19 protein-coding genes are annotated in these 23,876 nt (G+C 69.1%); 7 read left to right on the top strand and 12 right to left on the bottom strand.

All coding sequences use genetic code 11. The features are described 5' to 3' along the window. Window positions 1-33 precede the first annotated feature (33 nt). Window positions 34-1,413 (top strand): magnesium transporter, encoded by a 1,380-nt coding sequence (gene mgtE, locus JRI60_RS34860; RefSeq protein ID WP_204220236.1) that lies wholly within the window; start codon window positions 34-36, stop codon window positions 1,411-1,413. Here the strand turns inward: mgtE and JRI60_RS34865 are convergent. From JRI60_RS34865 to mreC, 5 genes are all read right to left on the bottom strand, one after another. Continuing rightward, a complete protein-coding gene (locus JRI60_RS34865; RefSeq protein WP_204220237.1) occupies window positions 1,388-3,823 on the bottom strand; it encodes a PAS domain-containing sensor histidine kinase in 2,436 nt (811 codons plus the stop codon). The two genes, mgtE and JRI60_RS34865, sit on opposite strands and share 26 nt — an antisense overlap. A 228-nt stretch (window positions 3,824-4,051) precedes the next feature. Further along, on the bottom strand, window positions 4,052-5,203 hold the full coding sequence (rodA, locus tag JRI60_RS34870; protein ID WP_204220238.1) for a rod shape-determining protein RodA: 1,152 nt from the start codon (window positions 5,201-5,203) through the stop codon (window positions 4,052-4,054). Continuing rightward, window positions 5,187-7,184 carry a penicillin-binding protein 2 gene (gene mrdA, locus JRI60_RS34875; protein WP_204220239.1) on the bottom strand — a complete coding sequence of 666 codons (1,998 nt, stop codon included), beginning with the start codon at window positions 7,182-7,184 and terminating at the stop codon, window positions 5,187-5,189. The genes rodA and mrdA overlap by 17 nt, the downstream gene beginning before the upstream one ends. After that, window positions 7,181-7,690, bottom strand: a complete 510-nt coding sequence (locus JRI60_RS34880; RefSeq protein ID WP_204220240.1) for a hypothetical protein — start codon at window positions 7,688-7,690, stop codon at window positions 7,181-7,183. Before JRI60_RS34880 ends, mrdA begins: the two co-directional genes overlap by 4 nt. Further along, entirely contained in the window at window positions 7,690-8,550 is an 861-nt protein-coding gene (mreC, locus tag JRI60_RS34885; RefSeq protein WP_204220241.1) for a rod shape-determining protein MreC, read from the bottom strand. Before mreC ends, JRI60_RS34880 begins: the two co-directional genes overlap by 1 nt. Window positions 8,551-8,791: 241 nt before the next feature. On the opposite strand from mreC, the gene JRI60_RS34890 reads away from it, so the two are divergent. Then, entirely contained in the window at window positions 8,792-10,363 is a 1,572-nt protein-coding gene (locus JRI60_RS34890; RefSeq protein ID WP_204220242.1) for a peptidylprolyl isomerase, read from the top strand. 65 nt (window positions 10,364-10,428) lie between these two features. Here JRI60_RS34890 and JRI60_RS34895 read toward each other — a convergent pair whose 3' ends face one another. Beyond that, window positions 10,429-11,520: a GGDEF domain-containing protein gene (locus tag JRI60_RS34895; protein ID WP_204220243.1), complete on the bottom strand. Its 1,092-nt coding sequence runs from the start codon at window positions 11,518-11,520 to the stop codon at window positions 10,429-10,431. A 46-nt stretch (window positions 11,521-11,566) separates the two neighbouring features. Between JRI60_RS34895 and JRI60_RS34900 the strand changes: the two genes are divergently transcribed. Both JRI60_RS34900 and JRI60_RS34905 read left to right on the top strand, forming a co-directional pair. After that, window positions 11,567-12,166, top strand: a complete 600-nt coding sequence (locus JRI60_RS34900) for a Maf family protein (protein ID WP_204220244.1) — start codon at window positions 11,567-11,569, stop codon at window positions 12,164-12,166. Next, the gene (locus JRI60_RS34905) at window positions 12,163-12,828 is read left to right on the top strand and encodes a YggS family pyridoxal phosphate-dependent enzyme (protein ID WP_204220245.1); all 666 of its coding nucleotides are present in this window, start codon (window positions 12,163-12,165) and stop codon (window positions 12,826-12,828) included. The genes JRI60_RS34900 and JRI60_RS34905 overlap by 4 nt, the downstream gene beginning before the upstream one ends. Window positions 12,829-12,853: 25 nt before the next feature. Here the strand turns inward: JRI60_RS34905 and JRI60_RS34910 are convergent, their stop codons facing one another. Further along, a complete protein-coding gene (locus JRI60_RS34910) occupies window positions 12,854-13,060 on the bottom strand; it encodes a hypothetical protein (protein ID WP_204220246.1) in 207 nt (68 codons plus the stop codon). 293 nt (window positions 13,061-13,353) lie between these two features. Between JRI60_RS34910 and JRI60_RS34915 the strand changes: the two genes are divergently transcribed. Genes JRI60_RS34915 through JRI60_RS34925 form a run of 3 tightly spaced genes read left to right on the top strand, consistent with a single transcriptional unit; the run spans window position 13,354 to window position 16,796 of the window. Further along, complete coding sequence (locus JRI60_RS34915; protein ID WP_204220247.1) at window positions 13,354-14,160, top strand: DUF3108 domain-containing protein; 807 nt, start codon at window positions 13,354-13,356, stop codon at window positions 14,158-14,160. 36 nt (window positions 14,161-14,196) lie between these two features. Further along, window positions 14,197-15,879, top strand: a complete 1,683-nt coding sequence (locus JRI60_RS34920) for a DUF4091 domain-containing protein (RefSeq protein ID WP_204220248.1) — start codon at window positions 14,197-14,199, stop codon at window positions 15,877-15,879. 32 nt (window positions 15,880-15,911) lie between these two features. Further along, window positions 15,912-16,796: a DUF3108 domain-containing protein gene (locus JRI60_RS34925; protein WP_204229225.1), complete on the top strand. Its 885-nt coding sequence runs from the start codon at window positions 15,912-15,914 to the stop codon at window positions 16,794-16,796. On the opposite strand, the gene JRI60_RS34930 is transcribed toward JRI60_RS34925, so the two are convergent. The 5 genes from JRI60_RS34930 to uvrB form a co-directional block, all read right to left on the bottom strand. Continuing rightward, a complete protein-coding gene (locus JRI60_RS34930) occupies window positions 16,786-17,154 on the bottom strand; it encodes a hypothetical protein (protein ID WP_204220249.1) in 369 nt (122 codons plus the stop codon). The genes JRI60_RS34925 and JRI60_RS34930 overlap by 11 nt on opposite strands. 99 nt (window positions 17,155-17,253) lie before the next feature. Beyond that, window positions 17,254-18,975, bottom strand: coding sequence for an elastin (locus tag JRI60_RS34935; protein WP_204220250.1), 1,722 nt, complete (start codon window positions 18,973-18,975; stop codon window positions 17,254-17,256). A gap of 96 nt (window positions 18,976-19,071) precedes the next feature. Further along, window positions 19,072-19,590: a DUF507 family protein gene (locus JRI60_RS34940; protein WP_204220251.1), complete on the bottom strand. Its 519-nt coding sequence runs from the start codon at window positions 19,588-19,590 to the stop codon at window positions 19,072-19,074. 139 nt (window positions 19,591-19,729) lie between these two features. After that, on the bottom strand, window positions 19,730-21,667 hold the full coding sequence (gene uvrC / locus JRI60_RS34945; RefSeq protein ID WP_204220252.1) for an excinuclease ABC subunit UvrC: 1,938 nt from the start codon (window positions 21,665-21,667) through the stop codon (window positions 19,730-19,732). Between the two features lie 6 nt (window positions 21,668-21,673). After that, complete coding sequence (gene uvrB, locus JRI60_RS34950) at window positions 21,674-23,836, bottom strand: excinuclease ABC subunit UvrB (RefSeq protein ID WP_204220253.1); 2,163 nt, start codon at window positions 23,834-23,836, stop codon at window positions 21,674-21,676. Between the last annotated feature and the right edge of the window lie 40 nt (window positions 23,837-23,876).

The following is a 23,876-nucleotide window of genomic DNA, read 5'->3' on the forward strand; positions in this document are numbered from 1 at the left end:
CATGCGCGTGTCCGTCCACGCGCGGAGATCGCAATGCTGGGAAACCTCCTGAAGCCGGAGTTCGAAGCGCTCATCGCCGCCAAGGACTGGAACTCGCTGCGCGATGCCTTCACGGGCATGGAGCCGACAGACGTGGCCGAGGTCCTCGAGGACCTGCCCGCGGATGAGAGCGGCATCCTCTTCCGGCTGCTGCCGCGCGACACGGCGGCGCTCGTCTTCGAGTACCTGCCGCTGCACCAGCAGACGGAGCTCCTGGAGACGTTGGGGACCGAGCAGCTCAAGAACCTGCTGGACGAGATGGCGCCGGACGATCGCACGCGCCTGCTCGAGGAGCTGCCCGCCGAGGTGACGAAGCGGCTGCTCACCACGCTGTCCCCGGAGCAGCTGAAGGTCGCCCGCAACCTGCTGGGCTACCCGGAGAAGAGCGCCGGCCGGTACATGACGCCGGAGTACCTCACGCTGCCGGAGAACCTGACCGCGGGCGAGGCCCTCGCGTACGTGCGCGCCCATGGCCAGGGCCGCGAGACGCTGCACGTGCTCTACATCGTGGACGAGAAGGGCCGGCTGCTGGACGACGTGCGGCTGGCCTCGCTGGTGCTGGCGGATCCGGGCACGCGGGTGACGGACATCCACGACCGGCAACTGGTGAGCATCCCGGCCACGGCGGACCGCGAGGAGTTCATCAGCATGTTCGAGAAGTACGACCGGGTGGCGCTGCCGGTGACGGACTCGCGGGGCGTGCTGGTGGGCATCATCACCGTGGACGACGTGCTGGACGCGGCCGAGGAGGAGGCCACCGAGGACATCCAGCGCATCGGCGGTATGGAGGCCCTGGAGGCGCCGTACCTGGACATCGGCATCAGCGGCATGCTGCGCAAGCGCGTGGGGTGGCTCACGGTGCTCTTCGTGGGGCAGATGTTCACCGCCACGGCCATGGCCCACTACCAGGACGCCATCGCCCAGGCGGTGTTCCTCAGCGCCTTCGTCCCGCTCATCATCTCCTCGGGAGGCAACTCGGGCTCGCAGGCCACCTCGCTCATCATCCGCGCGCTGGCGGTGCGCGACGTGCACCTGAGCGACTGGTGGCGGGTGGCGGCGCGCGAGGTCGTCAGCGGCGTGGCGCTGGGCATCTTCCTGGGGCTGCTGGGCCTCTTGCGCATCCTGATGTGGCCCCAGCACGAGATCATCTACGGTCCCCACTACGTCTGGGTGGGGGTGGCGGTGGGCCTGAGCGTGGTGGGCGTGGTGACGTTCGGCACGCTGTGCGGCTCGATGTTGCCCTTCCTGCTGCGGCGCTTCGGGTTGGATCCCGCCACCGCCTCGGCGCCCTTCGTCTCCACGCTGGTGGACGTCACCGGCGTGGTCATCTACTTCACCGTGGTGACCCTCATCCTCTCGGGTCGCGGGCTCTGACCCGCTGGGGCAGGCGCACGGTGAAGGTGGTGCCCTCCCCGGCCAGGGAGCGCACCTCGATGGTGCCCCCATGCCCGAGGATGATCTGCCGGGTGATGAAGAGGCCCAGTCCGAGATTGCCCCGGCCCGAGCCCCCCTCCGTACCGCGCCGGTACGGCTCGAACAGCAGGGGCAGCAGCTCCTCGGAGATGGGAGGACCGTCGTTGTGCACCTCCAGCACGACGCTCCCCTCCTCCGCCCGCGTGGACACGCTCACGGGGGACTGCGGAGGGCCATGCTGGAGGGCGTTGCCCACCAGGTTGGTGACGACCTGGGCCAGCCGGCCCTCGTCCCACTCGCCCCGGCCATCGCCCTGGGTGTGCAGGTCGATGCGGCGCCCGGGGTTCGCCAGCCGCACCTCCTCCACCACCCGCCGCACGTTCTCGTGCAGGTCCAGGGACCTGGGCTGGACGGGGATGCCTCCCACCCGCGCCTGGGTGAAGTCGAGTAGATCCCGGATCATCCGCGTGGCCCGGTCCGCCGCCGCGGAGATGCGGCCGATCATGCTCGTGGTGCGCGCGTCCACGTCCCCGCGCTGAAGCAGGGAGGTGGCCGCCAGGGAGATGGCGCCCAGGGGGTTGCGCAGATCATGGCTGACGATGGCCACCACGTCCTCGCGCACCCGGACGGCCGCCTGGGCCTCCTGGTAGAGCCGGGCGTTGTCGATGGCCACGGCCGCGCGGTCGGCCAGGCCCCGGGCCACCTCCAGCTCCATGGCCGGCGACGAGGCTCGGGGGCGGGTCCAGGCGAGGTTGATGAGGCCGAGCTTGCGGCCCCGGGCCACCAGGGGCACGAGGACCGTGGACTTCGGGGCGAGCGCCTCCAGGATGGCCCGGTGCTCCGCGTTCCGGGCGGCGGCATCCATCCAGGCGGGAGTGATCTCCGGCACGCTCGCGATCTCCCCGCCATCCAGGACGCGGGTCATGGGACTGCCCCCCCCCACCAGGGGCGGGTATGCCATCGACCGACGGAGGAGTGCCTGCCGCTCCGGATCTCTCGCCGCCACCTCGAGGCGGTGCAACTGCCCGTCCTCCCCCAGCAGATCCACCATGCAGTAGTCGGCCAGGTGCGTCACGATCAGCGCGGCGAGGCTCTTGAGGGTGGTGGGCACGTCCAGCGACTGGGACAGCAGCGTGCCCGCTTCGACGAGGAGGGCCTGTGTCCGCTCGGAGTGTTTGCGCTCGGTGACGTCCAGCACCAGGCTGCCCACGAGAAACACCTGCCCGGCGCGGTTGCGCACGGGATAGGAGCTGACGAGCCAGTGGCGCACCTCTCCCGGGGTTCCCGGAGTGGCGCCCGTCATCTCCAGATCGAACCAGGCCCGCCCCGTCGTGAAGACCTCGCGCAGGACGGGCTCCATCCGCGAGGCCAGCTCCGGAACGACCTCGTGGAGCGTGTGGCCCAGCGTCTGCTCGATGGAACGGCCATTGATGCTCGCCAGCCGCTGGTTGATGCGCGCGTAGCGCAGCTCCCGATCGAAGAAGCACAGGCCCACCGGCACGGTGGTGAGCAGCATCTCCAGCAGCGCCAGGGCCTCCTCCACCTCCTGACGCGCGCGTTGCTCCCGGATGAGCAGCTCCGCCCGCTCGGCCTCGGCGCGCTTCTGCTCGGTGATGTCGACCGTCGACCCCGTGATGTGCAGTGGCACGCCAGAGGCGTCGGTGAAGATCTGCCCCTTCTGGCGCAACCAGCGCACCGTGCCCCCCGGAAGCAGGATGCGGAACTCGCGCGAGGGCCAGCGCATCTCGCGGTGGCTCAGCTCCTCTCCCGCCTCCATCCCGGGCCGGTCCTCCGGATGCACCCGCTCCAGCAGCGACTCCGGGGGATGGTGGGACTCCACGGGCTCCCGCCCGAAGAGGCTGTTGAGGGTGGCGTCCTGGTAGGACTCGCCCGTGCGCAGATCCCTCCACCAGGTGCCCACGCCCGCGGCGGAGATGGACTCCCGCAGGCGCTCCGCTCCACGCCCCCACCGGGCGGACAGCTGTCGCTGGAACTCGTCCGTGGCCTCGGCGAGGCCAGTGGAGAAGAAGGCCGTGAGGGCGCGCACCTCGGGCAGGGAGACATGCACGCCCGCCTCCTCCGCCAGATCGAGAAGGCACTCGCGCAGCACGTCGCACTCGCGCAGCAGCGCCTTCAGGTCGAAGCCGGGGCGCAAGCGCCACGTCCCCCGCGGCTGGCCCGCCCCACTCCCGCCCGGCACCGGGCTGGAAGCGGCCTGGCGCAGCACGGCCACCACCTCTCCCAGGATGTCGTCGAGGGACCCCTCCAGCTCGGCTCCCTCTCCCACCCGGTCGCGCCAGCGCTGGCGGAGCGCCTCCGTCCGGGACTCCAGCACCTCCGCCAGCGTGCGTGAGGATGTCTCAAGGCCCATGAGCGCCCCCCTCCACCCCGGCGTGGTCGGGTGGCGGACGGGTCTGGCACATCGCGGGAGTGGAGGACTTCCACTGCGGCATGAGGGCGTTCACCGTGCTCGCGGGTAGGCCGCGAAACACCTGAACAGCCTGCTTACCATGCCATTCACCGTACGTCAGGTAGTCTTGACGCGAGGTGTCGCCCGGGGACGGGTGGGGGGGTCGACCCTCCCCGGCGCGAGGAGGGCTCAGAACATGTGGCGGCGCATGCTGATGTTCACCAGCAGCCCGATGCTGAGCATCACGCTCACCAGCGAGGAGCCGCCGTAGCTCAGCAGCGGCAGGGTGATGCCCGTCACCGGCAGCAGGCCGATGACCATGCCGATGTTCTCGAATACCTGCCAGAAGATCATCGCCACCACGCCCACCGCCACGAAGGCGCCGAACCTGTCGCGGGCGTTGAAGCCCACCCCCAGCCCCAGGGTGAAGATGAGGCCGTAGAGCACCAGCAACAGCACGCACATGACGTAGCCGTGCTCCTCCGCCCACACGGAGAAGATGAAGTCCGTGTGCTGCTCGGGGAGGAAGGACAGACCCGTCTGGGTGCCCTCCTTCCAGCCCTTGCCGGACAGACCGCCGGAGCCCACGGCGATCTTCGACTGCGCCGCGTGGTAGCCGCTGCCCCGCAGGTCCGACTCCGGATCCAACCACCCGGAGATTCGCTTGCTCTGGTGCGCCTTGAGCATGTGCCGGACGATGGTGGTGCGCGGCTCGGGCACGTCCCGCACGTAGTCGTTCCAGATGATGATCGCCCCGGCGAGGATTCCCGCCACCATCACCGCCACCAGGTACCAGCGCACCTTGCCGAAGAGGATGACCGTCAGCGAGGACAGGAAGATCATCAGCGCGGTGCCCAGGTCCGGCTGCACCAGCACCAGCACGAAGGGCACCATGACGATCAGCACCGGCTTCACCAGGCGCTTGAGGCCGTAGGAGCCGTCTCCGGGCTTGAAGTCGTCGTGGTAGACCTTGGCCAGCATCAGCACCACGCCGATCTTCATGAACTCGGCGGGCTGGATGCGGATGGGGCCCAGCACGAACCAGCTCTCGGCGCCCTTGGCCTTGTGACCGATGACGCGCAGCGCGAGCAGCGCCACGATGTTGAGGACGTAGATGGGCAACGCCATGCGCTGGATGACGCGGTAGTCCACCAGGCACACGATGAGGCCGATCAGCAGGCTGATGCCCAGGTACGCCGCCTGGCTCGTCCACACGGGCGAGCTCTGGGCACGCGAGGCCGAGACGAGGTTGAAGAGCCCCAACCCCGACACCGCCAGCACGCTGAGAATGAGCCCCCACGGAATGTGGGGCACCATGCGTCGCTCAATCCGCAGCTGCATCGTCGTCTCCAGCACCCGGGGTGCTCCGGGTGAGCGCCACGTCGTCCAGGCTCGGCGCGTTCGGCAGCGTCGAGACGTAGGGCGTGTTCTGACGCGGCGGCGGGTTGGCCGCGTCCTCCTTCTTCAGATCGAAGTACTTCTGGATGACCGCCATGCCGGCGGGCGCGGCGTCCACGCCACCGTGGCCACCGTGCTCGTTGATCACCACCACGGCGATCTCCGGCTCGTGCGCGGGCGCGATCGCCGCGAACCACGCGTGGTCACGTTGGAAGAAGTCCATCTGGTGCGTCTTGAGACGCACCGCGCCGATCGTCGCCACCTGCGCGGTTCCCGTCTTGCCCGCCACCACGATGTCCTTCAGCCGCTGCCTGTAGGCGGTACCGCCCGGCTCGTTCACCGTGGCGATCAGCCCCTCCATCACCGCCTTGCGGTGCGCCTCGGGGATGTTCACCTTGTTCACCACCTGGGGCTCGAAGTTCTTCACGACCTCGCCATCCAGACCCTCGACCCGCTCGACGAGCTGCGGCTTGAGCAGCGAGCCGCCATTGGCGATGGCCGCGTACACCATGGCCAGCTGCAGCGGCGTGACGTTGTCATCGCCCTGGCCGATGGCGCTGTTGAGCGCCATGCCCTTGGTGTAGCCACCCGGGGACAGCTTGTTGTGGTACTCGCTGGACGGCATGATGCCCGGCACCTCGGCGAGCACGCCGATGCCCGTGGGCGAGCCCAGGCCCAGGGCCTTGCCCATCTCGGCGATGGGATCCAACCCCAGCGTGTCGGCCACCTTGTAGAACCAGGTGTCACACGAGTACTGCAGCGCCGTCTTGCCGTTCACCGGCCCGTGGCCGCTGTCCTTGTGGCAGCGCCAGGTCCGCGCGCCCAGCCGGTAGCCACCGGGGCAGTTCACCACCGTCTCGGGCCGGAAGAGGCCCGACTTGTAGGCCGCCAGCGCGGTAATCACCTTGAAGGTGGAACCCGGGCTGAAGTGGTCCGCGGACAGGCGGTTGATCATCGGCTGGAGCGGATCCTTCGCCAGCGAGGCCATCTGCGCCGGGGTGATGCGGCCGGTGAGCAGGTTGGGATCGAACCCCGGACGCGACACCACCGCCCGGATGAACCCCGTCTTCACGTCCACCACCACCACCGTGCCCGCAGCGCCCGGGAAGGCCCGCTCGGCCTCCTCCTGCAGACGCATGTCGATGGACAGCACCAGGTTGTTGCCCGGCCGCGACGACACCACCGAGTCCTTGCCCAGCTTGTTCTGCAGCTCCTCGATGACCTTGCCGCGCGCGTTCACCACTTCCTTGCGCACGCCATCCGTGCCGCGCAGCGTCGTCTCGAAGTAGCGCTCCAGGCCACGCCGGCCGATGTAGTCGCCCAGCGCGTAGTGGCCCCCCTCGGAGTTGAGCTTCTCCAACTCGTCGAGGTTGATCTCGTTCATGTACCCGAGCACGTGGGAGATGACGCTCCCGGTGCGGTAGTTGCGGTGCGGCACGGGCACCACTTCCACGCCGTCCAGCATGTCGCGGCGGGCGTTGATGCGGTCGTACTCGTCGCGCGTCAGATCGATTCGCACCGGCAACGGCTGGAAGGGCGCGGTGCGGCGCGCCTGCTTCACCTGATCCTCCACCCGCTTGCGCGTGGGCTCGTCCCAGCCGAGCAGCTCGCCCAGCCGGGGCAGGACCTCCACGGCGCAGTTGGTGCAGAAGGCCGGGGTGACGAAGGCATCGAAGGACGGACGGCTGTCCACCAGGATGGTGCCGCGCCGGTCCTTGATGAGGCCGCGGTCCGCGCGCAGGCGCACCTCCTTGACGAAGTTCGCCACGCTCTTGGCGGCGTACTCCTCACCCTGGGTGATCTGCAGGCGGTAGAGCTGCACGGCGAGCGCCACCATCCCGGCCACCATGGCCAGTCCCACCCATACGAAGCGGCGCTTGAGATCGCGCCCTGGAGTCGTCTCGGCCAGAGTCGGAGGCGTCAACGCAGCAACCCCGTGGAAGAAGAGCGATCCTGCGACGCCTCGAAGCGGCGCAGCAAGGGATAGAGGAACACGGCCGCAAGGCCCGTGAGCGCCACCTGCGGCAGCAGGCCGGGCAGCAGCGCCGCCGTGACCGAGCCATCCTTCGTGGTGAGCCACGTGAAGAAGTTGGCGAGCACCCCATGGCCCAGGTCCGCCCCCATGGCGAACAGGACGAAGGCCGCGCGGCCGCGCACCTCCACCAGGCTCACCGCCAGCTTGCCCACCAGGAAGGTGAACACCGCCAGGAAGGTGAAGAGGCCCGTGGGCTGGCCGCTCATGAGATCGAGCAGGTAGCCCACCGAGAAGGAGGAGATGGCCCCCTCCAGCGTGTTGGCGCGCACCGCCAGGAAGGCCACCAGCACGACGGTGACGTCGATGCGGGTGATGGCCAGGCCCAGCTGCTGCACGAGCACCGACTCCAGGGTGAGCAGGAGCAGCGCCAATCCAATGGTGACCAGGAACTTCATCAGCGATCACCTCCGCTGGCCGCCGGGGCCTGCGCCACGCTCCCGAAGGGATTGCCGACCACGAGCACCTCCTCCAGCTTGGTGGTGTCCACCGCCGGTTCCACATCGCCGCCCAGGAACATGCCGTGCTCCGTCTTCTCCAGGTGCGTCACCTTCCCCACCACCAGGCCCGGCGGGTACACCCCGTCCGTACCGGAGGTGATGATGGAGTCGCCCTCCTGGACATCCTCCGTGCGCAGCATGTTCTCCAGCCGCAGCGGACCCTTGCCCGCTCCGGCCGCCGTACCACGCGCCCGCGAGCGTTGCACCCGCACACCCACCCGGCTCTGCACGTCCGTCACCAGCGCCACGTCCGCCCAACCTCCCGTGGTGCGCACCACCTGGCCGACGATGCCGTCCGGCGTCACCACGGACATGCCGCGGAACACCCCGTCCGTCTCGCCCCGGTTGATTCGCACCGACAACAGCTTGGCCACCGGGTTCACCCCGATGACCCGCGCGGCGATCTCCGGTCCCGGCGCGGCCTCGGCGTAGGAGAGCAGGCCTCGCAGCCGCTCGTTCTCCGCCCGCGCCTCGCCCAACACCTGCACGCTCGCCCGCAGTTGCAGGTTCTCCGAGCGCAGCTGCTCGTTCTCCCTCCGCACCTCGCGCAGGTCGATGTAGCCGAACACCACGGCCTTGACCCCATCGATGAGGCCAATCAGCCCGCGTTGCAGGGGGGCGGTCAAGCCAATGACCGCCCGGTCCACGAAATTGGGCGTCCGCCCCCGCCTCCCCGTCGTCAGGAACGCCCCGAACGGGTAGAGCAGCAGCAGGCCCACGATGAGCAACGTACGGTAACGCTTGAGAAGCGACAGCACTTCGTGAAGGTCCGTGTGGGAGAGAGGGAGCGGCAGGAACGACGAGGGGCTCGCTAACTACTCTGAATCGCTTGCATTTTCCGGGGTGTTGCTCTAGGCAGTCAAGGTCTTCACGGAGGTGGGAGTCTCATCGTCCACCATCCGACCGGGCACCCAACACACACGCGCCGAGAATCCTTCCGCGAGGGGGGAAACACCGGACGCGTTTCACGGCAGCTAAAAGAAACACGGGCACGGCAACATGGACAGTCTCGAGCCGCGGAAGGTCCTCTCGCTTCTCTTCATCATCGCGATCGCGGTGGTGTTCACCCTGCAGTTCGGCCCGGGCAGCAACGGGTTCGCCACGGGTCAGCCGGGCGTTGAGGCTGCTCCCTCGGCCGCCGCCGTGGTCAACGGCCGGGAAATCCCCGTGCAGGAGTTCCGCCGCGAGTACGCCGGGCAGATCCAGTACCTGCGCCAGCAGGGCAGCCCGGTCACCGAGGCGGTCGCCCGCCAGTTCGGCCTCCCCCAGCAGGTGCTGGAGCGGATGGTGAACACGGAGCTGCTCGCCCAGGCGGCCGAGCGGCATGGGCTGCGCGCCTCGGACGAGGAGCTGCTGAAGATCCTCCACCGCAGCCCCGAGTTCCAGAAGGACGGCCAGTTCGACTACGCCACGTACCAGGCGACGCTGCGCGACTACTTCCGCCAGACCCCCGCGGACTACGAGGAGGACCTGCGCAAGCGGCTGACGGCGCAGAAGATGCTGGAGATGGTGCAGAACGGTGCCGCCGTGTCGGATGACGAGGTGCGGACCCGCTTCGAGAAGGAGGGCAACCAGGCGCGCATCGTGTTCGCCCGCTTCCTGCCCACCATGTACGCCGACAAGGTGCCGGCCCCCACCGCCGCGGACCTGACCACCTTCAAGCAGTCGCACGAGAAGGAGATCAAGGAGTACTACGAGGCCAACCGCTTCGTGTACCAGCAGCCCGAGCGCATCCGCGCGCGGCAGATCCTCCTGAAGGTGCCCGCCAACGCCACGCCGGAGCAGAAGGCCCAGGTGCTGGCGCGCGCGCAGGGGCTGGCCAAGGAGCTCGAGGGCGGCAAGGACTTCGGCGAGGTGGCCCGGGCCAGCAGCGAGGACGCCGGCAGCAAGGCGAACGGTGGAGACCTGGGCTGGGTGGAGCGCGGCAACTGGGAGCCGGAGCTGGCCAACGCGGCCTTCGCGCTCGAGGCCGGCAAGGTGACGCAGCCCATCGAGACGAAGTACGGCATCCACCTGGTGAAGGTGGAGGACAAGAAGCCGGCCCAGGACAAGAAGCTGGAGGAGGTGCAGGACGAGATCGCCACCTCGCTCTACAAGCGTGAGAAGGCCAAGGACCTGGCCCAGGCCGAGGCGCAGAAGGCGCTGGCCGAGCTGAAGGCCGGCAAGGCGCTGACGGCCCTGTTCCCGCCGGAGAAGGAGGGCCAGCCGGCCCTGCTGCGCTTCGAGACGGAGACGCGTCCGGAGGCGGTGCAGACGGACATCTTCAACGCGGCCAGCACCAACGTGCCGCACCTGGGCCCGGCGCCGGACCTGCTCACCGCCATCTTCGCCGCCAAGGGTCCCGCCCCGCTCGACCAGGCGTACCCGGTGGGCGAGGGCTTCGTGGTGGCGCAGGTGACCGAGCGCCAGCTGCCGGACGACGCGAACTTCGCGGCGAAGAAGGACGAGCTGCGCAAGCAGGCCGTGCAGGCCAAGGAGTACGAGGTGGCCGACTCCTTCCTCAAGCAGCTGAAGAAGAGCAGCAAGGTGGAGACCAACGCCGCCGCCATCGACCAGGTCGCGGGCGGGTAGTCGCCGAGAGAGAGGCCCGGACCTCTCGACCAGGGGGCGTCACCCTTCGGGGCGGCGCCCCCTCTTCATTTCTTGCCGGGCTTCGGCGCCACGCCGCCGGGCATGTCCGCGTGGGGCACGGCGAGGCACACGTCGTCACGACCCCGGGCCTTGGCGGCGTACATGGCGAAGTCCGCCGCGCGCACCAGGTCCACCGCCGACAGGGCGTGCTCCGGGTAGGTGGCCACGCCCAGGCTCGCCGTCACCTGCAGCTCCAACCCCTGCGACTGCTGGAAGCGCCGGCCACGGAAGGCGTCGCGAACCCGGGTGGCGCTCGTCATCGCCCCGTCCGTCCCCGTCTCCACCAGCAGCAGGGCGAACTCGTCCCCGCCGTAGCGGAAGACGTAGTCCAGCTGCCGGCAGCACGAGACGAGCAGCTCGCCCACCTCTTTCAGCACCGCGCTGCCCACCAGGTGCCCGTGGGCGTCGTTGATGGACTTGAAGCGGTCCAGGTCCAGGAAGACGAGCGACACCGGGTGGTGGAAGCGCTGCGAGCGCCGCACCTCGTGCTCCAGCTGCGCGCGCAGGTGCCGGGCGTTGTAGACGCCCGTGTGCTCGTCGGTGATCGTCAGCTCCTGCACCCGCCGGAAGTTGCGCGCGTTCTCGATGGCGATCGCCGCGAAGTCCGCGATCGCCGTCAGCGCCATCAGGTCCTCCTGGGTGAAGGGCCGGTCGGTGATGCCGTTCACCAGCTCGATGACGCCCAGCACCCGCCCCCGGGCGATCATCGGCACGGCCACGATGGAGCGGGTGCGGAACGCCGAGGCGGCGTCGAACCGGGCCGCGAAGGCCGGGTCATGCGCCACGTCCTCCACCAGCCGCGACGTCCCCGTGGAGAAGACCGAGCCGGCGATGCCCTCGCCCGGGGCCAGCTGCAGCCCCTTGAGCACGTCCGCCCCCTCCCCCACGGCGACCTCGAAGTAGAGCTTCCCCGTGCGCTCGTCCTGGAGGAGGAGCGACCAGTTGCGGGGTCGGAGCAGACTGCGCACCTTCTCCATCACCAGGTTGAGCACCTCGTGCAGCTCCAGCGTCGAGGTGAGTGCCTTGGCGATGTCGTTGTAGGCGGCCAGCTGCTCCACCGTGCGCGTCATGGCCGCGAGCAGGTCCGCGGGATTCATCCAGAGTCCACTCCAAGGCGCAGTTCTGCTAGAGGCGAGCCGTAACATGCACACACCAGTGGGTCAAACAAGGCTCGTCCTCGCGTCCGCCTCGCCGCGTCGGCGCGAGTTGCTCGGCCAGCTCGGGTTGAGCTTCGAGGTGTCCGCGGCGGATATCGACGAGACCCCTCGGCAGGGGGAACCGGCCACGAACTACGTGCTCCGTCTGGCCCAGGAGAAGGCCCGGGCGGTGACGGCCCGCCACCCCGGGGCCTGGGTGCTGGCGGCGGACACCACCGTCGCCCTCGGTGACGAGCTGCTCGGCAAGCCCCAGGACGCGGCGGAGGCCCGGGGGATGCTCGGCCGTCTGTCGGGTAGGACACACGAGGTCCACACCGGGGTCGCCCTGGCGGGGCCGGGCGGCGAGCACTCCACCGTGGTCCGCACCCGTGTCACCTTCCGGTCACTCAGCCTCGGGGAGATCGATTGGTACGTGGGCACTGGCGAGCCCCTGGACAAGGCGGGCAGCTACGCCATGCAGGGCAAGGGTGGATTCCTGGTGGCGGCGGTGGAGGGAAGCCCCACCAACGTCATCGGTCTGCCCCTGGGCGAGACGCTCGAGCTGCTCGCCCGGGTCGGCGTCCCCCTGCCCTGGAGAGCCCCATGAGCACCGTCGCCGAGCGGCTGGGGGAGATCCAGGCCCGGGTGGCCGCGGCGTGCGCCCGCTCGGGCCGGGCCCCCGGATCCGTCACCCTGGTGGCCGTCTCCAAGCTGAAGCCGGCGGCCCTCATCCGCGAGGCGTACGCCGCGGGACAGCGGGACTTCGGGGAGAACTACGCGCAGGAGCTCCGGGACAAGGCCGCGGAGCTGGCGGAGCTGGAGGGGCTGCGCTGGCACGCCATCGGGCCACTGCAGACGAACAAGGTGAAGTACGTGGCGAAGGCCGCGCACTCCTTCCACGCGCTGGACAGGTTGGAGGTGGCCCAGGAGCTGTCCCGCCGCCGGCAGGACGCCCCCATCCCCTGCTACGTGGAGGTGAACGTGGGCGGCGAGGCCTCCAAGAGCGGGCTGGCCCCCGAGGCGCTCGGGCCCTTCCTGGAGTCCGCGCGGGCCCTGCCCGGGCTGCGCCTGGAGGGCCTCATGTCGCTGCCCCCGCCCACCGAGGACTCCCAGGTGGCACGGGGCTACTTCCGCACCCTGCGGGAGCTGGCCCGCCAGCACGGGCTGACGGGCCTGTCCATGGGCACCACCCACGACTTCGAGCTGGCCATCGAGGAAGGCGCCACCCTGGTGCGGGTGGGCACCGCCATCTTCGGCGAGCGGGCCTGAAGCCGAGGCCCCCCGCCCGGGGGCCTCACAGCTCCTTGAACTTGAAGCGGCCGTCGTCCGAGCCCTTCACCAGGAACTCGCTGCCGCAGTAGTTGCAGAGCAGCTCCTGCCCGTCCGCGAGCGCGTCCTCGAGCGGGTTGTTGGCGTTGCACTCGGGACAGTCGAAGTCCTTGCGAGCGCCCTTCGAGCCCGAGTCCTTCTCGTCCTCGTCCTCGTAGTGGTTCAACGGCATCGCGTGTCTCCTCCCGGCTCTGGAGCGCCGGCTGGTACGCTCCAGGCTACCAGCGCCTCTGGAACTTCTTCCAGGCCCGGTCGGATGCTGGACGACCGAGTCCTACCCGCTGTCCGACCGGACGGACATGAATGACGGAATTCACGGTTGAATGGTGCCTTCGACCATCCGTCCATGGGCATGCAACCGGGACAGTCGGGACGGGCGGTGGAGTTGGCGCGCCAGGACGGGGCTGCCTACCTTCCCCGCCTGCCAACTGGCCAGGTCGCGGGGTACCCAGCCAGGAGCCATTGATGCGTAAGCAGTTCAGGGGAGTGTTCACCGGTGTGCTGTTCGGCCTCGCGCTGTCGGGGACGGCCCTGGCCCAGGGACAGACGGCCTTTGGCCCCGGTGAGCAGGCGCGCTACCGCGTCCACTACCTCGGGGTGACGGCGGGCACGGCCCAGGTGACGGTGGGCGCCCCCATGAAGCAGTGGGGCAAGGAAGTGTGGCCCATCGTGGCGGTGGCGAAGACGGACTCGGTGGCCGGGGTGTGGCCCATCAAGGACAAGTTCGTCTCCTACTGGGACTTTGGCGCGCAGCGGGTGCTGGGCTCGGACATGCACGAGGACGAAAACAACCGCCGCCGCCGCGTGCGCGTGAAGCTGGGCGAGGACGGCAGGTCCGCGCACGTGGTGAAGCAGAAGGAGGGCGAGACGCCCCGTGAGTACGATCACGAGCTGGCCGAGGGCACCCTCGACGTGGCCGGGGCCACCTTCGCGCTGCGCAACCGCGCGCTGGTGGTGGGCGGGGAGTACAGCTACCCCGTCTTCACCGGCTCGAAGAGCTTCCTGATGAAGGCGAAGGTGGAGGCGAAGGAGACGCTCTCCACGAGTCTGGGCAAGCAGGAGGCGTACCGGATGCGGGTGTACACCGAGTTCTCCGGCAACCTGGCCTCCAAGCGCGACATGGTGGTGTGGATGACGGCGGACGCGCGGCACCTGCCGGTGCGCATCGAGGCGGACCTGGCCCTGGGTTCGCTCGTCGCCGAGTTGACGGGGTACGAGCAGGGCAAGGCCATCGCGCCGGCTCCGGCGGTGGCGTCCGGAACCGGAAACTAGACGCGCGGCCCCGGATGGCCGCGACAGGGGGGACACATGGGGGCGGGTTGGTTGGCGGAGGGGTTGCTCGCGGGCCTGCTGGCCGCGGCACCCGAGCCGCGAGTGGTGTCCGCGCTGGAGAAGGTCCGGCCGGGAGTGGAGCTGAAGGGGGAGAAGGAGGCCCGGCTGAGCCTCGCGCGCGGTGAGTGCGAGGCTGCCCAGGTGGTGCTCCCCCCGGGCACCTCGGGTGTGCGGGTGAAGCCGTTGTCGCTGCGCGGGCCGGGCAAGGTGGAGCTGAAGGCCTCGGTGTGGCGCGAGGCCTTCCTGGACATCCAGACGCCCTCCAACTCCCAGGGCGGCACGGGCCCGTGGCCGGATCCGCTGGTGCCCGTGGAGGCGCCGCCAGGGCCGAAGGGAGTCCCCACCGTCCTCTACGTGGAGCTGTGCGCGCCGGAGTCCCAGGCGCCGGGCACGTACCAGGGCGCGCTGCGCGTGGAGGCGGAGGGCAAGGCCCTGGCCTCCGTTCCCTTCACCGCGGAGGTGCAGCCCTTCGTCCTGCCGGCCACCTCCTCGCTGCCGAACAGCTTCGGCGTCTCGCTCTACAGCATCGCCCGGAGACACGGGTTGAAGCCCGAGTCCCCCGAGGCCCGCGAGCTGCTACGGGCCTACGCGGGCGAGCTGCTGGCCCACCGCGTCAGCGCCCACGGCATGAGCATGGAGCCTCCACCGGTGCGCTTCGAGGGCGGCAAGGCGGTGGTGGACTTCCGCGCGTACGACGCGGAGATGTCGCCCTTCCTGGAGGGGACGGCGCTGGCCTCGGGGGCCCGCTTCACCACCGCCGAGGTGCGGGACAACCCCACGGCCCGTACCGACGCGGAGAAAGCCGCGTACTACCGCGCCTTCGCCGAGCACTTCCGTCAGAAGGGCTGGCGCGCGCAGCTCTTCTTCTACGCCAAGGACGAGCCGAAGCCCGAGGACGTGGCCCTCGTGCGCGCCCAGGCGCAGCGGGTGCGCACGGCCGGCGAGGACGTGCCCGTGCTCGTCACGACCCCGCTGGATGACGCACTGCGTGGCTCGGCGGACATCCTCGCCCCCACCCTCAACTGCTTCTTCCCCCGCCCCGGGCCGCAGACGTGCCGCAACGTCGTCCCCGCGCAGACCCTCCGGGGCAAGCTCGACCCCCACGTGAAGGTGTGGTGGTACCAGAGCTGCAACTCGCACGGCTGCACCGGCGGCCCCGCCGAGGACCCCGAGGTGGAGAAGGTCTACGGCAGCTGGGCCTCCTACATGGTGGACCACCCCGCCCCGCTCAACCGGGCCATGGGACCGCTGGCCTTCCTCTCCGGGGTGGACGGCGAGCTCTATTTCGACACCGTCTACGCCTACAACACGAAGGACCCCTGGAAGGACGTCTTCGAGTTCGGCGGCAACGGGGACGGCACCCTCTTCTACCCGGGTACCCCGGAGCGGCCGGGCTTCACCCGCCACCAGCCCGTGGTGTCCCTGCGCCTCAAGCACATCCGCGACGGGCTCGAGGACTACGAGTACCTCCGGCTGCTGGAGGCGCTGGGGGATCCGTCCTTCGCCCGGGAGGCCGCGCGCCGGCTCGCCCGCTCGGGGTATGACATCGAGACGGACACCCGGCAGTGGGAGCAGGTGCGCCGGGAGGTGACTTCCCGACTCAAGAAGCGCTGGGAAGCGTCCGAATACGTGAAGCGTTCGGGCGTCCGTCCGAAGTGACTCGAAGACTCTTCATGGGATCATCCAGGATGATGACCGACATGCGCCCCCTCCTCGCGGCCCTCCTCGCCTGCTTCTCCTCCGCTGCCTGGGCCCAGCTGCCCGACTCCGAGTCTCCCTCCGAGGAGAAGGCGCCGAAGTCCGCGCCGGCTCCGGCCAAGGTCGCCCCCTGTGGCCAGCGGCTGCCCGTCCTGCGCAACCCGCTGGCCTTCGCCCCGGGCGAGCTGCTCGAGTTCGACCTCGACGCCATGGGCGCCACCGCCGGGAAGATGACCATGCAGGTGCAGAAGAAGCAGGACGGCTCCCTGCCTGTGCAGATCAAGGTGCAGACCAACTCCTTCTTCTCCAAGGTGCGCAAGGTGGACGCCACCGCGGTGAGCTACCTGCACCCCAAGACGCTCCGGCCCTCGCGCTACACCGAGGACGCCACCGAGAACGAGGTGCGCCGCACCGTGGACGTGGCCTTCAACCCCAAGGACCGCAGCGTCCGCGTGAACTACACCCAGAAGGGCAAGCCGGGCACCAACAACTACTCCTACGACCACGAGGGCCTGGACGTGGCCGGCACCATCTACATGATGCGCCAGCTGCCCATGAAGGAAGGCCTGCCCGTGTGCTTCGACGTCTACGGCGTGCGCCGCATGTGGCGCATGACGGGCACCGTGATGAAGCGCGAGCACGTGTCGATGCCGCTCGGCGAGTTCGAGGCCTGGCACCTGTCGGGCACCGCGGTGCGCCTCGACAAGCCCTCCATGTCGCGCGAGGTGCACGTGTGGATCACCGACGACGAGCGCCGGCTGCCGCTCGCGGCCGTGGGCAGCATCGACCTCGGGGCGGTGCGCGCCACCCTCACCTCGTACTCGCGCCCGGGCGAGAAGGCGAAGCAGGCCCAGGGCAAGGAACAGCTCAAGTGGTAGACGTCTGGCGCATCAACCCCGCCGCCTGCGACAGTCGGCGGCGGACCCGCGTCACCACGTCCACCAGCACATCCAGCCGCTGCAGCACGAGGTAGTCGTCTCCCGCGTCGAGCAGCGACATGGGCGAGAGCGACCCCGGCTGGAGCGCATCGAGTACGTCGGTGAAGTGCGCCTCGACGTCGCCGAGCGCATCGAGTCCCTCGCGGAGGTCATCTTCCAGGAAGTCCAGCAGCACGGTGGCGTCGGCACGCTCGGGAAGGGCGTGGCCGAGATGCTCCATCGTCTGACGGAGCGGATCGCCCCCCGCGCGGCGCAGCGTCGCGGGGGCGGCAACGAGGGCGGCAGCGGGTGTTGTCATGTGCGACAAGCTACAGGCCGGTAGCAGGGGGTCAATTTTTCGCCCCCGCCGACGACCCTCACCCCAACCCTCTCCCAGAGGGAGAGGGAGCCGACACGGTCAGGGCGAGGGAGCCGCGCCACCCGAAGTCCCCCCGGTGGTGCCCGTCACCGGGGGCACCAGGCCCGGAGTCGTCGTCGGCGTCGTCGCACCTGGAACGGCCGTGGCCGCCGACGCCGGGGAACCCGGGAGCGTCCCCGAGATGGGTTGCGAGTTGAGCGGCGGCGGACTGGCGATGAGGGGCACCGCGGGCTGCGCGTTGATGGGCTGTGGCGTGGAGACGAGCGGCACCGGCTGCTGCGCGTTGATGGGCTGCGGCGTGGAGACGAGCGGCACCGCGACCGTCCGCGACTGCGCGGTCCCTGGCGTCTGAATCACTCCGGTCGCCAGCCGGGGGCCACCGAAGGCGAAGCCCGACCCGACGGGCACCCCGGGAACCGACGACACCACGGAGAACGAGCCACTGGTGGACAGCTGGGTGGGCTGCTGCACCGGGGTCTGCGGTACGAAGCCGCTCACCGTGGTGGGGGGCAGCTGGGTAGAGGTCGTCTGACGCTCGGGGTTGAGGAAGTTGCCCGGGAGGGGGTTCGGCTGCAACCCGGGGACCTGCGCGTCGAAATCACCGGGCGTCGAGGGCGCGCCCACGCTGATCGCCACCCGTCCCGTGTTGTCCGGCGACACGAAGGAGGGAGGGATGGTCTCCGGCCGCGTCCCGTCCGGCAGCGCATCGGGCTGGTCGGCTCGCGGCCGGGAGGTCGACACCCGGCCCGGGTTCTCGAAGGCCACGGCCGAGTCATCCAGGGACCGTGCGACTCCCGGCAGGGTGATGTCGGTCTCCGGCGTTCCCTGCTGCGTCCCCGCCTGGGGCGACAAGCCCGTCCCCAGCGTGACACCCGGCTGCGTGCCCGCCACGGCCCCCGTGTCCGTCTGTCCGGTGCCCGCCAGTCCGGAGCCCCCCACACCCTGCTGCTGCTGTGGCTGCGACGAGGTGCTGGGGACGGACGCGGGCGAAGACCCCCCTGGCACTGGCGTGCTCGGCGACGGCACCCCCGCGAACAGGCCCGCCGCGGGCATCGCCGCGACCGAGGGCACCGAGGCGCCATCGACGGTAATGGCCACGTCGTCGAAGCCCAGCTGGATGAAGCCACGAGGCTCGGAGGTGGGCGGCAGGTTCCAGACCAGCACCTCCACCTCGGTGTCTCCCTGCCGGGCTACCGGCAGCACGCGGAAGGTGTCGTCGTCCGCGTGCGCCCCGTGGCTCAGCGCGGAGGCGTAGATGAGGGCCGTGTCCGAGAGCAGCGCCCCGTTGCGCCAGACGCGGCCCACGCCCCACACCGCCGCCACCGCGTGCACCTGCGTCGTGCTGGGGAAGCCGAGCCCCGACATGCCGTGCACGTCCTGGTTCAGCAGCACCCCACCCCCGATGGCCTGGGCCGGAGGTGGAGGCAACGTTCCCGTGACGGTCCCGGACAGGGCCTGGGCAGGCGGGAAACCCGCCCGGTCCATCTCCACCCGGTACGTCTCACCGGCAATGACGAAGGTGGCGACGAGGCTCCCGGAGTCACCATAGGTGGCCCGGGGGTCGCCAATGCGGTCCCTCACGCTCAACTCGACCGAGCCGGTACCCCGCTCGAAGAGGTCCGTGAAGGGAACGGTGCCTTGTGTGAAGAAACCGACGTTCCCCACCGAGCGAGCGGTGACCTCGGGACCGTCGAAGCTGAAGCCGTCCGGGCCGGCCGTGAGCAGCCCGGCGAGCATGACACTGGAGAGGATTCCCACCATCGACACTGCCTCCTCTGGGGAGGGTAGGCAGCGGGGGTGGGGGTTGGCGCCCCTGAGCGACCGAGCGGGCCAGCGCCCGCTCCGCCCGACGGGTGCCTAGATGAGACCGCGAGCGCGGCGGATCTGCTCCACCGTCTTGTTGTACTCGATGTCGAAGGCGCTGGTGCCCTCCTGCAGGTGCTTCAGGCGGGAGCGGGCCTCCTTGTCGATCTCCTCGTCCACGTCGAGGTGCTTCTTCATCACCACGTGGATCTTCTGCCGCAGGATGTTGTCGGCGGCGTAGACCTCCTCGACGTTCCGGCTGATGAGGAGGAATTCGATCATCTGGTTGATGACGTATTCGATGCCCTCGTCGCCCATCTTGAAGCCGCGAACGTCGGCCATCTCACGCTTGACCTGGTTGAACTTGGAGTAGTCGTAACCGCGACGCTCCAAGGCCTCGCGCGTGGCCTGGTTCACGCGCTCCTCGTTGGCCAGGTACTCGCGCATGATGGCGGACAGGTCCATCTCGGCGTCAGCCACGCGCATCGGCTCCACCTCGATATCCCCGTCCTGCATCAACCTTTGGACGACCTCCCGGGAGATGATCGGGATCACCTTTGGATAGAGCCTCATGTCGGTCCCTCGTCCTCTGAACACATATCGACTGGACCCGTTCGCTATAAATCAGCGTGAAGCCCAGTCGCAATGAAAAACCCCAGGAACATCGCGGATTCAGCAGCCTTATGCCGTTCCGCTTTCGAGCGGAAATTAATCACGGCGAGCCGGGTGGCGACCCTTCTTCTGACTTTTCGTCCACCAGGGCACCCGCATCCGCCAGGGACGCTTCGCGGATGGGATCCTCCGATTCCTCCTCGGGGTGGCCATGGAGCGCCGCGTGGACCCGCTCGGACACCGTGGGCCCGAGCACCTCGGCCAGCTCCTCGATGGTGGCCTCGCGCACCCGCTTGAGCGAGCCGAAGTGGCGCAGGAGCAGCTTCTTGCGCACGTCCCCCACCCCGGGGATGTCCTCCAGGACGGAGTGGAAGTTGCCCTTGCGCATGCTTTTTTGCTGGAAGGTGATGGCGAAGCGGTGGGCCTCGTCGCGCAGGCGGGCGAGCAGGTAGAGCTCCGCCGAGTTCTGCCGCAGGACGATGGGATCCTTGCGGTGGGGGATGAACACACGTTCCGGGCTGCGGGAACTCTCCTCGTCCCGGTCGTGCACCTCCTGGTCCCGGCTCTTGGCCAGGGAGATGATGTCCACGCCCTCGATGCCCACGTCCTTGGCGGCGGCGAGCGCGCTGGCGAGCTGTCCCTTGCCTCCATCGATGACCAGCAGGTCGGGCAGGTCCCCCTCCTCCTGGCCGCGTTGGAGCCGGCGGGTGATGACCTCGTGCATGCTGGCGAAGTCGTCCTGCTTCTCCAGGGTCTTGATGCGGTAGCGGCGGTAGCGGGACTTGTCGATCTCCCCGTCGGTGGCGGCCACCTGGGAGGCGACGATGCTGGCGCCCTGGAAGTGCGAGATGTCGAAGCACTCCATGCGGCGCGGCAGGTTGCGCAGGTGGAGCCGCTCCTGGAGCCGGCGCAGCACCACCTCCGTCTCGTCCTTGGTGCGGCGGCGCTCGATCGTGGCCTGCTCGGCGTTCTTCTGCGCCATCTCCACCAGGTCGCGCTTCTCGCCGCGCTTGGGCACCATCACGCGCACCCTGTCGCCCTTGCGCTCGGTGAGCAGCGCCTCCAGACCCTCACGCTCCTCGATGTCGAGCGGGAGCAACACCTCCTCGGGGACGAAGTTGCCCTGGTCGTAATAGAGGTTGACGAAGGACGGCAGCAGCTCCTCGTCGGGGAACTCCTGGCTGCCGAGCGGGAAGGCCATGCCGCCGTTGAGCCGGCCCTGGCGAACGTAGAGGACGTACACGAGCAGCCGATCCCCCTCGCGGTGGGCGGCGAAGACGTCCTGGTCCTTGAAGTCGGTGGTGGCCACCTTCTGGCGCTCGAGGCTGCGCTCGATGGCGAGGAGCTGATCCCGGATGCGCGCGGCCTCCTCGAACTTGAGCTCGCTGGAGGCCTGCTTCATGCGCGCGCGCAGTCCGTCCACCAGCTCGCCGGCCTTGCCCTCCAGGAAGAGGGCCACCTCGTCCACGCTCTTGCGGTACTCCTCCACGGAGACGGGGTAGACGCAGGGCGCGGGGCAGCGGCCGATCTGGTGCAGCAGACAGGGCCGCTTGCGGTTGGCGAGCACGTGGTCCGTGCACGTGCGCAGGTGGAAGAAGCGGTTGATGATGCGCAGGGTCTCGCGGATGGCGCTCGCGCTGGAGTACGGGCCGAAGTAGCGCGCGCCGTCCTTCTGGTACTTCCGCACCACCTCCAGCCGCGGGTAGTCCTGGGAGCGATCCAGCCGCAGCGAGATGTACTGCTTGTCGTCCTTGAGCAGGACGTTGAAGCGCGGCTTGTGCTTCTTGATGAGCTCGTTCTCGAGGAGGAGGGCTTCCTTCTCGTTGTGGACGAGCACCGTCTCGATGTCGCCGAGGAACCGATCCAGCAGCGACACGAAGGCGCGCGTGTCCCCGGTGCGGGTGAAGTAGGAGCGCACGCGGTTGCGCAGGTTGACCGCCTTGCCCACGTAGATGATCTCACCCTGGCGGTCCTTCATCAGGTACACGCCGGGCTCGGTGGGCAGGGCGTCCAGCTTGGCCTGGAGCTTCGCGTCCATAGGGGTTTAGCGGCTCTTCCTCGGTCCGATGCCCGTCTTGCCGTGAGGAGGGCCGCCGGTGTCCTTGCCTCGGGACGGGCCTCCCCGCTTTCCACCTCCGCCACGAGAACCGGGCGTGCCGGGCTTCTTGTCATCGGCGGGCTTGAGCGGGGCCTTGAGCAGCGAGCGACTGGGGGGCTTGAGCCCCAGCTCCATGTCCTTGAGCAGCAGGATGCGGTCGCGCAGCTCGGCGGCCTTCTCGAACTGCATCTGGTCCGCGTAGTGCGTCATGTCCTTGGTGAACTCGCCGATGAGGCGCTTGAGCTCCTTGGGCTCCAGCACGTCGTTGGCCGAGTCCGCCGCCATGGGCAGCGCGGACGGATCCGCGTCGTAGAGGTGCTCGGCCAGGTCGAGGATGTGGCTCTTCACCGCCTTGGGCGTAATCCCGTGCTGCTCGTTGTAGGCGCGCTGCACCTCGCGGCGGCGGTTGGTCTCCTCGAGGGCCAGCTTCATCGAGTCCGTCATGCTCTCGGCGTACATGATGACGCGGCCGTTGAGGTTGCGCGCGGCGCGGCCGATGGTCTGGATGAGGGACACGTGGCTGCGCAGGAAGCCCTCCTTGTCCGCGTCGAAGATGGCCACCAGGGACACCTCGGGGATGTCGAGGCCCTCGCGCAGCAGGTTGATGCCCACGAGCACGTCGAACTCGCCCTTGCGCAGGTCGCGGATGATGGCGGTGCGCTCGATGGCGCCGATGTCCGAGTGCAGGTAGCGCACCTTCACGCCCACGTCGGCGAGGTACTCGGTGAGATCCTCCGCCATGCGCTTGGTGAGGGTGGTGACGAGCACGCGCTCGTTCTTCGCCACGCGCTTGCGCACCTCCTCCAGCACGTCATCCACCTGGTTGCGCGCCGGGCGCACCTCCACCTCGGGGTCCGTCAGGCCCGTGGGGCGGATGATCTGCTCCACCACCACGCCCTTGGACTTCTGCAGCTCGTACTCGGCGGGAGTGGCGGAGACGAAGATGGCCTGCTGCACCATCTCCTCGAACTCGTTGAACTTGAGCGGGCGGTTGTCCAGGGCGCTCGGCAGGCGGAAGCCGTGACCCACCAGCGTCTCCTTGCGCGAGCGGTCCCCCCGGTACATGGCGCCGATCTGCGGCACCGTCTGGTGGCTCTCGTCGATGAGCACCAGCATGTTGCGCGGGAAGTAGTCCAGCAGGCACGGCGGCGGCTCGCCGGGCGTCCGGCCCGAGAAGTGCCGCGAGTAGTTCTCGATGCCGTTGCAGTAACCCACCTGCTCGATCATCTCGAGGTCGTACATCGTGCGCTGCTCCAGGCGCTGGGCCTCCAGCAGCTTGCCCTCGTGCTTGAACTGCTGGAGCCGCTCGGACAGCTCGTCGCGGATGGTCTGCAGCGCACGCTTCCGCGTGTCCACCTCGGTGACGTAGTGGCTCGCGGGGAAGATGACGACCTTGTCCAGCTCGCCCAGCGTCACGCCGCGCAGGGGATCGAACTCGGTGATCTTCTCCACCTCGTCGCCGAAGAAGCTGACGCGCACGGCGCGCTCCTCCTCGTAGGCGGGGAACACTTCCACGGTGTCGCCGCGAGCGCGGAAGGTGCCGCGGTGGAAGTCCAGATCGTTCCGGTCGTACTGGCTCTCCACCAGCTTGCGGATGAAGCTGTCGCGGCCCAGCTCGGCCCCCAGATTCACCGTCACGGCCATGTCCACGTACGAGCGCGCGGTACCGAGGCCGTAGATGCAGGACACGCTGGCCACGATGATCACGTCGTCGCGCGTGCGCAGCGAGTGCGTGGCCGAGTGGCGCATCCGTTCGATCTCATCGTTCACCGAGGAGTCCTTCTCGATGAACGTGTCGGTCGTGGGGATGTACGCCTCGGGCTGGTAGTAGTCGAAGTAGGAGACGAAGTACTCGACGGCGTTGTGCGGGAAGAGCGACTTGTATTCGCCGTAGAGCTGCGCGGCCAACGTCTTGTTGTGCGCGATGAGCAGCGTGGGCCGCTTCACGTTGGCGATGACGTTGCCCATGGTGAACGTCTTGCCCGACCCCGTGACGCCCAGCAGCGTCTGGTAGCGGTCCCCGCGCAGCACGGCTTCGGTGAGCTCTCCGATGGCGCGCGGTTGGTCGCCCTGGGGCTTGTAGTCGCTGACGAGTTGGAACTCAGGCATGGCCCCAGGTTTAACACCCGGAGTAGGGGGTTGCCGGGTG

The organism is Archangium violaceum (assembly GCF_016887565.1).
Lineage (GTDB): Bacteria > Myxococcota > Myxococcia > Myxococcales > Myxococcaceae > Archangium > Archangium violaceum_B.

Coding starts and splice junctions, on each gene's coding strand:
- mgtE (WP_204220236.1), top strand. CDS start 34: ATGCTGGGAAACCTCCTGAAGCCGGAGTTCGAAGCGCTCATCGCCGCC.
- JRI60_RS34865 (WP_204220237.1), bottom strand. CDS start 3,823: ATGGGCCTTGAGACATCCTCACGCACGCTGGCGGAGGTGCTGGAGTCC.
- rodA (WP_204220238.1), bottom strand. CDS start 5,203: ATGCAGCTGCGGATTGAGCGACGCATGGTGCCCCACATTCCGTGGGGG.
- JRI60_RS34880 (WP_204220240.1), bottom strand. CDS start 7,690: ATGAAGTTCCTGGTCACCATTGGATTGGCGCTGCTCCTGCTCACCCTG.
- JRI60_RS34890 (WP_204220242.1), top strand. CDS start 8,792: ATGGACAGTCTCGAGCCGCGGAAGGTCCTCTCGCTTCTCTTCATCATC.
- JRI60_RS34895 (WP_204220243.1), bottom strand. CDS start 11,520: ATGAATCCCGCGGACCTGCTCGCGGCCATGACGCGCACGGTGGAGCAG.
- JRI60_RS34900 (WP_204220244.1), top strand. CDS start 11,567: ATGCACACACCAGTGGGTCAAACAAGGCTCGTCCTCGCGTCCGCCTCG.
- JRI60_RS34905 (WP_204220245.1), top strand. CDS start 12,163: ATGAGCACCGTCGCCGAGCGGCTGGGGGAGATCCAGGCCCGGGTGGCC.
- JRI60_RS34910 (WP_204220246.1), bottom strand. CDS start 13,060: ATGCCGTTGAACCACTACGAGGACGAGGACGAGAAGGACTCGGGCTCG.
- JRI60_RS34915 (WP_204220247.1), top strand. CDS start 13,354: ATGCGTAAGCAGTTCAGGGGAGTGTTCACCGGTGTGCTGTTCGGCCTC.
- JRI60_RS34920 (WP_204220248.1), top strand. CDS start 14,197: ATGGGGGCGGGTTGGTTGGCGGAGGGGTTGCTCGCGGGCCTGCTGGCC.
- JRI60_RS34925 (WP_204229225.1), top strand. CDS start 15,912: ATGACCGACATGCGCCCCCTCCTCGCGGCCCTCCTCGCCTGCTTCTCC.
- JRI60_RS34930 (WP_204220249.1), bottom strand. CDS start 17,154: ATGACAACACCCGCTGCCGCCCTCGTTGCCGCCCCCGCGACGCTGCGC.
- JRI60_RS34935 (WP_204220250.1), bottom strand. CDS start 18,975: ATGGTGGGAATCCTCTCCAGTGTCATGCTCGCCGGGCTGCTCACGGCC.
- JRI60_RS34940 (WP_204220251.1), bottom strand. CDS start 19,590: ATGAGGCTCTATCCAAAGGTGATCCCGATCATCTCCCGGGAGGTCGTC.
- uvrC (WP_204220252.1), bottom strand. CDS start 21,667: ATGGACGCGAAGCTCCAGGCCAAGCTGGACGCCCTGCCCACCGAGCCC.
- uvrB (WP_204220253.1), bottom strand. CDS start 23,836: ATGCCTGAGTTCCAACTCGTCAGCGACTACAAGCCCCAGGGCGACCAA.